At 37.4% G+C, this 13,490-nt stretch carries 13 protein-coding genes and 1 riboswitch; of the genes, 9 read left to right on the forward strand and 4 right to left on the reverse strand.

The window, feature by feature from the left end:
- Positions 1-135: 135 nt before the first annotated feature.
- Together AC6FXG_RS05725 and mscL are read right to left on the reverse strand one after the other, a co-directional pair.
- Positions 136-546 carry a flavodoxin gene (locus AC6FXG_RS05725; protein WP_500571897.1) on the reverse strand — a complete coding sequence of 137 codons (411 nt, stop codon included), beginning with the start codon at positions 544-546 and terminating at the stop codon, positions 136-138.
- A gap of 92 nt (positions 547-638) precedes the next feature.
- Positions 639-1,073: a large conductance mechanosensitive channel protein MscL gene (gene mscL, locus AC6FXG_RS05730; protein ID WP_500571898.1), complete on the reverse strand. Its 435-nt coding sequence runs from the start codon at positions 1,071-1,073 to the stop codon at positions 639-641.
- Between the two features lie 87 nt (positions 1,074-1,160).
- Between mscL and AC6FXG_RS05735 the strand changes: the two genes are divergently transcribed.
- Positions 1,161-1,751: a ribonuclease H1 domain-containing protein gene (locus AC6FXG_RS05735; RefSeq protein WP_500571899.1), complete on the forward strand. Its 591-nt coding sequence runs from the start codon at positions 1,161-1,163 to the stop codon at positions 1,749-1,751.
- A 70-nt stretch (positions 1,752-1,821) separates the two neighbouring features.
- Here the strand turns inward: AC6FXG_RS05735 and AC6FXG_RS05740 are convergent, their stop codons facing one another.
- Positions 1,822-1,962 (reverse strand): hypothetical protein, encoded by a 141-nt coding sequence (locus tag AC6FXG_RS05740; protein ID WP_157884918.1) that lies wholly within the window; start codon positions 1,960-1,962, stop codon positions 1,822-1,824.
- 146 nt (positions 1,963-2,108) lie between these two features.
- Here AC6FXG_RS05740 and AC6FXG_RS05745 point away from each other — a divergent pair, with 146 nt between their 5' ends.
- From AC6FXG_RS05745 to AC6FXG_RS05755, 3 genes are read left to right on the forward strand one after another with little or no spacing between them, the layout of a single operon-like run.
- On the forward strand, positions 2,109-3,281 hold the full coding sequence (locus AC6FXG_RS05745; RefSeq protein WP_500571900.1) for a hypothetical protein: 1,173 nt from the start codon (positions 2,109-2,111) through the stop codon (positions 3,279-3,281).
- A complete protein-coding gene (locus tag AC6FXG_RS05750) occupies positions 3,271-4,152 on the forward strand; it encodes a diacylglycerol/lipid kinase family protein (protein ID WP_500571901.1) in 882 nt (293 codons plus the stop codon). The genes AC6FXG_RS05745 and AC6FXG_RS05750 overlap by 11 nt, the downstream gene beginning before the upstream one ends.
- 8 nt (positions 4,153-4,160) lie before the next feature.
- Positions 4,161-4,607 carry a MarR family winged helix-turn-helix transcriptional regulator gene (locus tag AC6FXG_RS05755; RefSeq protein WP_075574782.1) on the forward strand — a complete coding sequence of 149 codons (447 nt, stop codon included), beginning with the start codon at positions 4,161-4,163 and terminating at the stop codon, positions 4,605-4,607.
- A gap of 98 nt (positions 4,608-4,705) precedes the next feature.
- Here AC6FXG_RS05755 and AC6FXG_RS05760 read toward each other — a convergent pair whose 3' ends face one another.
- On the reverse strand, positions 4,706-6,046 hold the full coding sequence (locus tag AC6FXG_RS05760; RefSeq protein WP_500571902.1) for an MATE family efflux transporter: 1,341 nt from the start codon (positions 6,044-6,046) through the stop codon (positions 4,706-4,708).
- A 189-nt stretch (positions 6,047-6,235) separates the two neighbouring features.
- Between AC6FXG_RS05760 and AC6FXG_RS05765 the strand changes: the two genes are divergently transcribed.
- From AC6FXG_RS05765 to AC6FXG_RS05785, 5 genes are all read left to right on the forward strand, one after another.
- Positions 6,236-7,405, forward strand: a complete 1,170-nt coding sequence (locus AC6FXG_RS05765; protein ID WP_500571903.1) for a M20 metallopeptidase family protein — start codon at positions 6,236-6,238, stop codon at positions 7,403-7,405.
- Between the two features lie 77 nt (positions 7,406-7,482).
- A riboswitch (SAM riboswitch) is annotated at positions 7,483-7,575 on the forward strand.
- Positions 7,576-7,640: 65 nt separating this feature from the next.
- Positions 7,641-8,648: a methionine ABC transporter ATP-binding protein gene (locus AC6FXG_RS05770; RefSeq protein WP_500571904.1), complete on the forward strand. Its 1,008-nt coding sequence runs from the start codon at positions 7,641-7,643 to the stop codon at positions 8,646-8,648.
- The gene (locus AC6FXG_RS05775) at positions 8,641-9,279 is read left to right on the forward strand and encodes a methionine ABC transporter permease (RefSeq protein WP_075574786.1); all 639 of its coding nucleotides are present in this window, start codon (positions 8,641-8,643) and stop codon (positions 9,277-9,279) included. The genes AC6FXG_RS05770 and AC6FXG_RS05775 overlap by 8 nt, the downstream gene beginning before the upstream one ends.
- Before the next feature lie 79 nt (positions 9,280-9,358).
- Complete coding sequence (locus tag AC6FXG_RS05780; protein WP_500571905.1) at positions 9,359-10,162, forward strand: MetQ/NlpA family ABC transporter substrate-binding protein; 804 nt, start codon at positions 9,359-9,361, stop codon at positions 10,160-10,162.
- Positions 10,163-10,488: 326 nt separating this feature from the next.
- Positions 10,489-13,389 (forward strand): Cna B-type domain-containing protein, encoded by a 2,901-nt coding sequence (locus AC6FXG_RS05785; RefSeq protein WP_500571906.1) that lies wholly within the window; start codon positions 10,489-10,491, stop codon positions 13,387-13,389.
- Positions 13,390-13,490 lie beyond the last annotated feature (101 nt).

Genomic DNA, 13,490 nt, shown 5'->3' on the forward strand with positions numbered 1-13,490 from the left:
CAAAATTGAATACTGAATAAATTAAAAGAGACTTATTGATTTAAGTCTCTTTTTTGATTAGGAAAATTCATTTACTCTTATTAATTTCCCCAATAAAAAAACTCGTATTAAAACGAGTTTTGTAAACTTATTAACTTAGAAGTTTTTGCCGAGTTCCTTGCATTCTTCAAGGGCGTCTGCATCTGGATAGTCGAAAGCTTTTAGTGCTTCTACAATTTCAACACCGTTTTCTTCCATTTCTTTTTTCCAGTTTTCAATCCATTCGCCATCGTTCCATGCGTATGAACCAAAGATTCCAACTTTCTTATCCTTTAAATCTTCCATAACTGATTCAAGGAAAGGTCTAAATTCAAGGTCTTCGATTTCTTCGTCGCCTTTTGCAGGGCATCCGAATAGAACTGCGTCTGCTTCTTTTACATCAGCTTCTGATGCATCGTCAACAGCTAGTAATCTAACTTCTTTGCCAGCTTCTTCTGCGCCGTCTTTAATAGCTTCGGCCATAGCTTCTGTATTGCCTGTTTCTGTGTAATAAATAATTGATAACATAATCATACCTCCTAAAATTCATATACCCATTAGTTCTAGAAATAAACTAATGGGTATTTTTTAATGAAATTTCTTTTATTCTTTAAGCTCTCTTATTTGCTTAAGTCAGCTGTACAATGTGGACATTTAACAGCATCGATTGCAATTTCGCTCTTGCAATATGGGCATGCTTTTGTGGTTGGAGCTGGAGCTGGTTCTTCTTTTTTAGTTTTGTTAAATGCTTTAACCATCAAGAAGATACAGAAAGCTATTATCAAAAAGTCGATAATATTTTGGATAAAAGCACCGTATTTAAATAGAGCTGCTCCTGCTTCTTCTGCAGCTGCAAGACTTGCGTAGTTGCCTCCATCAAGGGCGATAAACAAGTTGGTAAAATCAACTCCACCCAAGATTAAGCCGATAAGTGGCATTAGTAGGTCGTTTACTAGTGATGAAACGATTTTACCAAAGGCTCCACCCATGATAACACCTACGGCCATGTCCATGACATTGCCTTTTGCAATAAATTCCTTAAATTCTTTGATCATAATAAAAAATCCTCCTTAAGGTACATATACCCCAAATACTTCAAATTATACAGTAATTGTGTTAAAATAAATTTTGGAGGAGATTTTATGAAATACTATGCAATAAAAAATGGCAAGACTCCGGGCATTTATACATCGTGGGATCAAGCCAAGGCTCAAGTGCACGGTTACAAGGGCGCTGTATATAAGTCTTTTAAAACAAAAGAAGAAGCCGAAAATTATATGATAGATAATAATACAGAGGATAAAATAATTTCAGTTCATGAGGATGGAGAAGCAATTGTTTATGTAGACGGCAGCTATTCAAAAGACAAAACTTATTCTTATGGTTATGTAATTATAGATGGGGAAGAAGAAATTAAAGGCGCGAAGAGATTTGATGATCCAAGATACCAGGACTACAGAAATGTTGCTGGCGAAGTTTTGGGAACCATGGCGGCTATAGACAGGGCTATTGAACTCGGCTATGAGAAAATATATTTGCACTATGACTACACGGGCATCAGGCACTGGGCCCTCAAAGAATGGAAGGCCAACAATATTTTAACCCAGAGATATAGGGATTATTTTGATACCATAAAAGATAAAATTGAAGTCGTTTTTGTAAAGGTTGACGCTCACACAGGCATTAAATATAATGAAATGGTGGATAAACTCGCCAAGGATGCAAAGCTATAAGATATTAAAAAGATACATTAAAAAATAAGTCACAGAATTTGTGGCTTATTTTTGTTTAGAAATTAATTTTTTATTTGCCGGTCATATAATATCCACCGTCATCGTCTGCGTCGTCATCTGATTTGCCTTTGCCGATTGTCGCTTTTAAAAATTTTATTACATATCCGGCTAGGCCTAGAATTAAAATTATGCCTAGAATTTTTTCAATCATAATTCACCTCGATTTTATTATGGCACAAGTGTGACCTAAGTGCAAGCTGGTGGTTTGATTTTTTGTCGATTATTTGTTATTATTGTCCTATAGAGATGAGGTTGATTATAGTGAAAAAACGCTTTATTTTATTAATTATTTTTGCCATGTTATTTACTGGCTGTAGCCAATTGGTTAAGCCAAGAGAAGAAAAAGTTGAGGTAGTGGAGCCCGAGGATCAAGAAGAAGAAGTTTTTATGGGCGATGATACCATGGATAGATACAGACGCAAGTATGTAAACGATGCTGTCGTGATTGATAGCGAAGAGCTTACAGACTTGGTGGCTGATTTTTGGTCTCGGATTACCCTTGGCGATATGAATTTTACAAATTTGATTTATCTGCCAGAGGAAAAAATGGAATCACTAAAGGCTATGATGGATACCGAAGACGGCAGGAGGGCAATAGCAAAAATGCTTGCCAAGTCTACTATTGAGGCCGATGGTATAAATGAAGCTGTATTTTTAAAAATAAATCTTGACAGCGAGGGCAATTGTTTTAAAAATGAAAATATGTCCAACATTGTCTACACTGGCGTAAGCCACAAGTATTTTTATGATATCCTCTCCATCGAGAGCAAGGAGCCAAAGACAATTGCAGAGGATTTGATTAAATATATTGAAGATTACAATAACTCTTACAAGGCTGTTGACCAAAATGATACCGCCTTTAATTTTGTATATGTAGATGGCAAGCCAAAGATTGATGGGGAACTCTTCTTTGGAATGTTTGGACTCTTTGATAAATTAGGACCCAAGCAAGAATACATCACAGACCTTGTAAAGGACGCCTATTATGAGGACGCAGCCGGCATGGGCGACATGGATAAGATGTATGAGCATTTTTCAAATGGAGAATACATTTGGATGTATGAGCTTCTTAGAAAGTCTGAACTCTTGGATGTAATTCCTTATTCACCCAAGGATTCCATCAGAAAACTCTACAGCCTATCGTCTGATCAAAGGTCAGATTTTATGGCTGAGATGAGGAGGCTGCCAAAGCCAATTTTAAGATTTGTAAAAAAGAACAACAAAGATTGCTTGCTTGGAGTTTATTTTTACAAGGATATGTATGGAGAATTTCCGACAGGCAATATAGTTGATGATTATTTTGAGATGGATGGGATCAAGAAATTTGATGGCGTGGTTATAGATAATGTTATCAAAAACCTTCTTTTGGTCCAAGGTATAAATGTGGATATATTCGACGGATCTGAAGCCCAAGAAGACACACAAGAAGAGACAAAAGAAGATGAAAATGGTGGCAAGGATGAGAATTAGGTTTATTATTAATCCTTCAAGCGGCAGAGAAAAAAGCCGAGAGACCATGATTGCGGTTTCCAAATTTCTTCTGGAAGATGGCCACGAGATATCTGCTAGGTACACCAGCAAAAAAGATGACGCTTGTTTCTTTGCAATCGATGCGGTCAAGGACGAAGTTGACCGGATTGTGGTAATTGGCGGAGACGGAACTGTAAATGAAGTTGTGGCTGGCATAGTTAGCCAGGACTCCAAGATTCCACTGACTATAATCCCCTGCGGGACGACAAATGACTTTGCAAAGTATATGAAACTTTGTAAGTCCAATTATGAAACTTATGAATCCATTGTCGGAGATAATTTCAAGGACATAGACGTGGGTATCTGCAACAATAAATATTTTATAAATGTTGGAGCAGTGGGAATTTTAACAGACGTTGCCCACAACACGCCCAAGTCCTTGAAATCAGTTTTTGGCAGGAGTGCTTATGTTTTAAAGGCCCTATCAGAAATCAACCCAGAAAATTTAAAGCCAATGAATATGACTATTGAGTCTGAAGAATTTTCAGAAGAGCTCATGGCTTATTTGTTTTTAATATCAAATACACAAAGCATTGGCGGCTTTGATAAGATGGCTCCGCTTGCAAGCGTTTCAGACGGCAAGCTGGATTGCATAATTGTCAAGGAGATGCCAATAGTTGACCTCATATCATGCTTTATGAAGATTAGAGACGGAAAACACATTAATCATGACGGCGTTGTTTACTTCCAAAGCTCAGATGTAAAATTGTACTGTGACCAGGAAGTGGAACTTGATGTTGACGGAGAATACTTTGGCGACCTGCCAGCACATTTTTCCGTTTGCAAAGAAGCCCTTAGGATAACATTATAGGAGTAGTTATGAACGATAAAAAATTTAATGATGACATTGTGGAAATAGAAGAATATATTAGGTATTTAGACTGGAAGATTAGACTAAAAGGTAGAACTATCCTGGCTGATGAAGATATAACTCCTCTGCAGTTTTATGCCCTGCAGATGATTAAGTACCAAAACGGCAAAGCTACTCCGAAATATCTGACCAATCTTTTAAAAATTGCCCCATCCACCGTTTCGGATATGATTAGAAAAATGGAGGAAACGGGTTACATCAAAAAAGAAGTTACAGAGTATGATAAACGTTCTTTTTATATTGATGTAACTGACAAGGGCAACAGGGTTATAGATGATGTTATCGAGGAAAGACACAAGTTTTTGCAAAAGTGTTTGGCTGATGAAAGTGACCAAGAAATTGAAAAAATAAGAGAGGGCCTCAAGCACCTCTACGAAGTTTTGAAGAAACAATAAAAACTATTAACTCCCAGAAATAATCTGGGAGTTTTTTGTTGGAAAAATAATTTTTTGCAAATAAAAATCCAAGGATAAAATATCCTTGGATAATAAATTTAAATTTCAATTTTGATCCAGCGCTTGGATTTAAATCTCAAGCTATTAAAAATAAATCTTGAGAATTGGTCTGAGAAAACGCCGATCCAAATTCCCGTTAGGCCGAGGCCCATAACTTTTACTAGGACATAGGTAACAACAGTTCTAATAATAGTAACACTGACTATTGTACTTAGAAGTGTATATTTTACGTCGCCTGCTGCCCTCAAAACTCCGCCGTAAATAATTTGTGAAATCTGCAAGAGGACTATGACCGTTATGAATTTTATAATTAAGAGTCCGTATTCAATTATATGGGCTTCGTCAAAGAAGAGTCCATAGAGCTTGTCGCCAAAGGTAAATAATAAAAGGGAAAGTATTACTGATATACCAAGGCCGATTTTTTGGCAGGCGTGGCCATACATGATTGCCTCGTCAGGTTTTTTGGCTCCAAGTGCTTGACCCGAAAGCGAAACTGCAGCTACCTGCATGCCATCAGCAAAGGCGAAACCCAAACTCAAAAACTGCATGCCTACATTGTGGGCAGCGAATTGTTCTGTGCCAAGACTTGCGGCTAGCATGGCTGTTGTTAAAAAACCAACCCTCATGGCAAAGTTTTCTATTAGCAGATTTGATCCCAAGAGGGAAATGCTTTTAAGAGCGTCCTTGCTTGGCTTTATTTTATTTTTAATAATAAATGGAATACTTACATAACTATTTTTCTTAAAGAGCGAGCGAATTGACATTAAAGCTGCCACAAAAGCACCGATAACTGTTGCGATTGCAGCACCTCTAATGCCGAGAGCTGGGAAACCAAAGCGGCCCTTGATGAGCAAAAAGTTAAAAGTAATATTTACAATTGTCGAAACAAAGTTGGTTGTAAAAGCGATTTTTGTGTTCCCGCTCCCGCGTTGGGCAGCGTTTATAGTAATGCTAATGGTATTAAAAATACAAAAGCCCATAATGATTAAGAAATATTCGTGGGCGATTTGGTGGGTGTCGGCATTTGATCCAGCTGCTCTTAAAATAGGATCGGCCCACACGCACATAACAGTGGTAATAATTACCGTTAAAATTAAAACAACTGTAAAGGCGGTTACCAAAATCTGGTTGGCGCCTTCTTTATTTTCCTGACCCTTTCGCCTGGCGACCAGGGCGGACACAGCTATACTTATAGAAAAAAATACAGCCAGTCCAATAAATTTTGGCTGGTTGGTCAGACCGACCGCAGCAATTGCCGCAGGTCCTAGGGCAGAAACCATAAGTGTATCAATCATGCCGGCCAGGGACAGGAAAAAACTTTCCAAGACAGAAGGCCAGGCCATCTTTAATGCTTTTTTATAAAAATTTTTCTTATCCAATTAATCATCTCCAGTTCATCTATATAAATTTCGTTCGATTTTCGTATAAGAACTATTGTATCATAATTAATTTAAACTTGCAAAACTGAGATAGACAGAAAATCCTTTATAAAAATGTTAAAAACCATGTAAATTATGGTATCTATAATATAAGAAAACAAATGGGAATAAATTCTTAAGGAGGATTTTATGAATAAATATTATGAACAAGCTAAGAAACTTCAAGCAAAAATGATTGAACAAAGAAGAGAGCTTCATCAAATGCCAGAGCTTGGACTGGACTTGCCAAAGACCAGCGCCTATGTAGTAGAAAAATTAAAGGCCTTGGGTCTAGAAGTTAAAAGATACGGGACTTCTGGTTTAAGTGCTACTATTAAAGGAGGCAAGGGCGAAGGCAAAACTATTTTGCTAAGAGCAGACATGGACGCCCTACCCATGGAAGAAATAAATGATTTGGATTTTAAAGCTGAAGGCACCTGTGCTCATACATGCGGCCACGACCTTCACACAGCCATGCTTTTGGCAGCAGCCGAGATTATTAACGACAACAAGGACGACTTCAAGGGCAATGTTAAACTTATGTTCCAACCTGCAGAAGAAATTTTCAAGGGCTCACGGATGATGATTGAGGAGGGGCTTTTGGAAGATCCAAAGGTAGACGTTGCCTTTGCCATGCATACAGGTCTTGACCATTTACCAGGTTCCATTTCATACAACACTGGATACATGACAACCTCTTGTGACAATTTCAAAATCGAAATCAAGGGCAAGGGGGCTCATGGGGCTTATCCACACACAGGTATTGACCCAATAAACGCTGGCGTCTTAATTTACCAACAATTCGCACAACTCATTAGCCGCGACAACACCCCACAAGCCACAACGACTTTAACCTTTGGTCAATTTTCAGCGGGCAGCAATTCAAATATTATTCCTGACACAGCTGTCATGCAAGGGACCATGAGGACTTATGATCCAGAAGTTCGCGATAGGTTAAAGAAAAGAATGATCGAAATAATTGAAGGCGCAGAAAAAGTTACAGGCACAAAAATTGATTTGGACTTTTTCTCTGGCGTTCCATCCACTTATTCAAATCCAGAACTCACAGGAGAATTTGTAGACATAATTAAAAATTCAAACCCAGATATAGAGATGATCGACGGCCTCCTCATAATGGCATCTGAAGACTTTGCTGTTATTGCAGAAAAAGTTCCTTCAGTCTATATTATGTGCAACTGCAAGGTCGAAGGCAATAATTTCTCCCACCACAATCCAGGAGTTTTATTTAACGAAGACGCCATGCCAATCGGTGCTGGGACTTTTGCTAGCTTAGCAATTGAATGGCTAAATAAAAATTAATTTTAAAAATCTTAATTAAGTGATTAAAATCACTTGACAGAAGATAAAATTTAATATATGATAGTGTACAAATCAAATATTCATCGAGAGAGGTGGAGGGACTGGCCCTATGAAACCCGGCAACCTATTTAATTAGGTGCTAATTCCAGCGGATAACCGAGAGATGAGTCAGATTAGTGCGATCGCTATTTTTTTAAACCCTCTCGAGAGGGTTTTTTGTTTTATGAGGAGAAAAATGATTAAAGTAAGTAATTTAAAAAAAGTTTATCAGATTGACGGTAAAAATTTTAACGCCGTGGATGATGTGAGCTTTGAAGTCGACAAAGGAGAAATATTTGGAATAATTGGTCTAAGCGGAGCCGGCAAGTCAACTGTTATTAGGTGTATCAACAGACTTGACGAGCCGACCGATGGCAAGATTGAAATTGATGGAGTCGAGATGACAAGTCTTAACAAAAATGAACTCTTGTCAAAGAGAAAAGACATAGCCATGATCTTCCAACATTTCAATTTGTTCAATCAAATGACAGTTTTTGAAAACGTGGCCTATCCACTGAGGCTTGCCAAGTGGACCAAGGCGGATATAGAAAAAAGAGTAGACGAGATGCTGGACTTTGTAGAATTAAAAAATAGAAAAAATTCTTACCCAGCAGAATTATCCGGAGGACAAAAGCAAAGAGTTGCAATTGCCAGGGCCCTGGCCACCAACCCCAAGATACTCTTGAGTGACGAAGCAACTTCAGCTCTTGATCCAAGTACGACCAAGGACATTTGCGACCTGATCAAACGCTCAGCCAAAGTCTACGGAACGACAGTAATAATTATCACCCACCAAATGGAAGTGGCCAAGGATATTTGCAATCGTATAGCTGTAATGGAAAACGGCAAAATCATAGAAGAAAACGAAGCCGAAGAGCTCTTTAGAAATCCACGGGAAAAAGTAACCCGGGCTTTTATCGAAGCAATTCCAATTTCTGAGGAAGCTAAGTACCACGACTATGAGAGCAAAGGCAGATTGGTCAGACTGACCTACGATGGAGCGACTGCGGATACGCCAATTATTTCGCAAATCTCCAAGGACTTTGATGTTAAGATAAATATTTTATCAGGCAACATCAACAAGCTTGTGGACACCAGCGTGGGCTACTTGATAGTAGAATTTATTGGCGAAGATGCAGAGATTGATAGGACTCTTAAGTATTGCAAGGACGGAGGAATTAATTTGGAGGTGCTAAATGTTTGATATATTAAAAACAGCCACATGGGAAACACTTGCCATGGTGAGTGTATCATCGTTTTTTGCAGTTCTAATAGGACTTCCAATCGGACTAGTCCTCTTTGCCACAAAGAAAGATTCCATAGCAGAAAATAAAGCATTTTATAAAATTTTAGATGTAATAATAAATATATTTAGATCAATGCCTTTTGTCATCTTGATGATTGTGGTCTTTCCACTGGCAAAACTTATCGTCGGCAAAAAAATCGGCATGGTCGCAGCCATGGTTCCACTTTCAGTTGCAGCTGCACCCTTTGTAGCTCGTATGATGGAAAATGTTTTCTCGGAAATCGATAAGGGCATCATAGAAGCTCTAAAAAGTATGGGGGCGACCAATTTTCAAATATTAAAAGTTGTTTTAAAGGAGAGTAAACCCGGCGTAATCGACGCCGTAACCATGACCATTATAAATTTGATTGGCTACTCAGCAATGGCAGGCGCCCTTGGCGGCGGAGGCCTGGGAGACATAGCCATCAGATACGGTTGGAATATGAACCAAACCGACATGCTCATGGCCGCAGTAGTAATAATAGTAATAATAGTACAAATAGTTCAACGCTTAGGAACCAACCTAGCAGAAAAATCAAATAAAAAATAAAAATGAAAATGACAATCGGTTTGGCCGAAATAAATCGGCTGCTACATGACCGATTGTCACAAAAATTAGGAGGAAGAAAATGAAAAGAACATTAACAATTTTAGCAATAACAATCGCACTCGCATTCACATTCGTAGGATGCAAAAAAGAAAGCGGAGACCTGACCAAAATTAAAGTTGGCGTATCTCCAGTACCACACGCAGAAATCGTAGAAGCACTCAAAGACGAATTCAAAGCCCAAGGCCTAGATGTAGAAGTAGTTACATTTACAGACTATGTACAACCAAACATTGCCCTAGCAGAAGGCGACCTAGACCTAAACTACTTCCAACACGAACCATATCTAAAAGAATTCTGTGAATCCAGAAATCTTGATCTAACAAGTATCGGTGCAATCCACCTAGAACCAATGGGTTTATATTCAAACAAAGTAAAATCTCTTGATGAATTCAAAGATGGTGACGAAATTGTAATTCCAAATGACCCATCAAATGGAGCACGTGCTTTGAGACTCTTGGAAGACGCAGGACTTATCAAACTATCTGACTATAATTCAGAAAGCATTACAGAAAAAGACATCGTTGAAAATCCAAAGAATTTAAAAATCACAGCAGTAGATGCAGCTACAGTTGCCAAAGCTTACGCAGACGTAGCAGGCGGAGTTATCAACTCAAACTTTGCACTTGGCGTTGGCCTAAACCCAAAGACTGACCCACTATTAATTGAAAAAACAGAAGGAAATCCAAATGCAAATATCATTGTAGCCAGAACAGCTGACAAAGACAACGAAGCTTACAAAAAATTCGTCCAAGTCTTAAAATCAGACAAAGCTAAAGAGTTTATCAACGAAAAATACGACGGATCAGTAATCCCAGTAGAATAAAATAAAGATTATAATGAAGACGCTAGCACAAAATTGTGCTGGCGTCTTTTTTGTGAAAAAATTGTATAATGTATAATTTAAAAAAATTTGTTTTCTACTATATGTAAATTATAATTAAAAAATTTTTGCAAAATTTTTTATGTTGCTTATCAAGGGTATTTTTACTTTCAATTAAATAAAACCACTATATATTGTTGGTGCAAGAAAATAGCTGCAGGGCAACTTGTGATTTTTCCTTGACTTTTAATATAATAAGAGTATAATAAGGTCAATATAGATATTAATGACCTATATTATAAATTTATGAAGGAAAGGAGGTGAAAATAGTGAAAAAAAGAGTTACATTAATTTTTTTAACTTTGCTTTTTACTATTCTAGCATTTGGTAAAGTTAACCTATATGCAGAAACAACAGATGAAGGAACAAATTTGGAGGAAAGTGCTCTAAGCGTTCAAGCATCAGAAACAAATGAAGAGCAAGAGGAAGCACCTCAAGAAGAAAATATAGAAGAGCAAGATGAAGAAGAAACAACAAAAGAAACTGAAAACCTAGAAGAAACTGAAGAAAAAATATCTGAGGGAGAAGAAGCTACAAAAGAAACTACACAAGTAGAAGAAACAAGAAAAGAAAAATCAGTAGAAGAGTCAGAAGATCAACAAACAGTCTCTGATGCAAAAGAAAACACTGTTGATCAAGAAAGCAAAGAAGAAATTACAAAAGACCAAGAAAGCGAAGAAAAATCTAAAGAAGAAGTCGAAGTTGAAAAAGAAACTGAAGTTGAAGAAAAAGCGGAAGTTGATGAAAAAAACGAAAGCGAAGAAAAAGCCGAAGATTCAGAAGAAACTAAAGAAGCAGAAAATGAAGAAAAAACTGATGAAGAAGTTGAAAAAGAAACTAATTTAGAGATTGGCGAAGAAAAAATATTTGAACAGTTGGCTGAAGGAGGCCAAGCACCTGACACCCTATATATTAATGGGGAAAAGGGTAGCGATAACAACGATGGATTGAGTGCTGAAGAGGCATTTAAGACTTTTGGTCATGCAAAAAACAGTATTACCGATATGATTAAAAATATTGTTGTAACTGGTACTATTTCTGTAGAAGGTGAAGTCAGTCTTGATGGTAAGAATGTTAAGCTGATTCGCTCTAAAGACTTTAATGGTTATTTGCTCAAGGTAGAAGAAGGTAAAAAGGCCACTCTTAAAAACATTATCATTGACGGAAATTCAGAGAATAATAAAAATATTGAAAAGTCATTGGTTTATGTGGATGGTGGTACCTTAAATATCGAAGAAGGCGCTATTTTAAGAAATAATGATATAAGCCCTGATCCTAAACTCAATCCAACTCATGGTGGTGCCATTAGAGCTAAAGATTCCACAGTCAATATGACTGGAGGAAGCATTGAAAACAACCAAGCAACTTACGGTGGCGGAATCCAACTTGATAATTCAACCATGTATTTCACAGGCGGTGCAGTTCAAAATAATCGATCAAATCTAGTATATGATAAGCCATATAATCAATACTATTCTGCTGGTGCTGGCATTATCCTAAGAAATGGCTCCGAATTATATATGTCTGGGGATGCCAAGGTATTAAATAATTTTGCGGCAGAAATTGGCGGTGGTATTTCAATAGGATCCAACAACCCTGAAAAAGGAAGTGTACTATATATGAACGGCGGCATAGTCGACGGCAATACTGCAGGATCTTCCGGCGGCGGAATTTTTATTCAGGCCAAGTATTATAGTGGCACTCAAGGAAAAGCTTACATTACAGCTGGAATGATTACCAACAATAAAATGGACGGAAGTGGAGTAACTAATAAGGCTTTTGGCGGCGCTGGCATTTATGTTAATGGTGCCAAAGAGACCATTAGATATATAGACAAGAATGGTAAAATTCAAGAACTTACTGTATATGGTGCTAATGCTGAACTATACATTAAAAATGTTTTGATTACAGACAACAAGTCCGAATGGGAAGGCGCTGGATATGCTAGCTGTCCTATTGGAAAAACTACTATTTATGTCAACAATGGAGTAGCTTTTAATAACAATAAAGCTGGAATGCCAGGAAATGATTTGTATATATACTCTAAAGAATACTATGATTTACATGGGGGATATGCCAAATATGATTTATCCAAGCGTATGCTAGGCGGCGGTCTCTTTAATTGGACCACACCAGATGGCAAAGCCTTAGCAGATGATAAACATAAAGGAACATTATTGATAGCTGAAGGCGATGAAGATGCAAAACTCGCTGTGAATTCTAAACCAGAGGATATTGAACTTGCAAAGGCTTTAGCTAAGGTTATTATCTCCGGCAACGTTTCTGCAACACGCGGTGGCGGCATAGGTAGTAACGGAACTGTTGTTTTTGGAACTGAAGATGATAAGACAGAAATAGATGTTGAAAAGAGATGGGATGATAACGACAATGCTTATAATAAACGTCCAGATACTATCGAAATTCAACTTTTAGCTAAAATTGGCGACAATGAATATCTTGTAGAAACCAAACAAGTAAAAGCTAAAGAAGACTGGAAGGCATATTTTAAAGATCTTCCAACTCTATTTGAAGGTGCAAACGTAAGCTACACTATCAAAGAAAAAGCTGTAGGCGGTTATAATTCTGAAATAACTGGTAATCCAAAAGATGGATTTATAATTACAAATAAGATTATTCCGCCAGAAACTCCACCTGAAGAACCAAAAACTCATATCAGAGTTAATAAGGTTTGGGAAGCTCTTGGTGAAACAGAGGTTATTCGAGTTCAACTCTATGTAAATGGTAAGGCTACCAATAAATTCTTAACATTAAGTGAAGAAAATGGATGGACTGCGACCTTCTATGATCTTGACATTGAAGATGGATTTGGTAATTACTATGTTTACACAGTTAGAGAAGTTGGCGACTCAAATGGTATTTACAAAATAGGGGACAGGGAATTTGAAGTTTCCTATGCAGGTAATATGGACAGAGGATTTACCATTACAAATAAGGAAGTCCCACCAGAAGAACCTGAAGAACCAGAAGAACCTGAAGAACCAGAAACTCCAGAACCAGAAGAACCAGAAGAAACAGAAACACCTGAAGACGAAGGTGGCGGAAGAAATATTATTCCAAAGACTGGAGTAAGAACAGATATTAAATCTCTATACCTGAGCTTGATTGCCTTAATAGCTTTGGTAATTTTGAGAAAAAAGAAATATAGTTAAAGGCCTAAATCAAATTTAAAATAAAAGTGTGCGAATGTTTTAGATTTGATTAGCTTAAAATTAATTTTATGAAATGACCTCCGGGCAAGTGCGAATGCCTG

The organism is Ezakiella massiliensis (assembly GCF_059862345.1).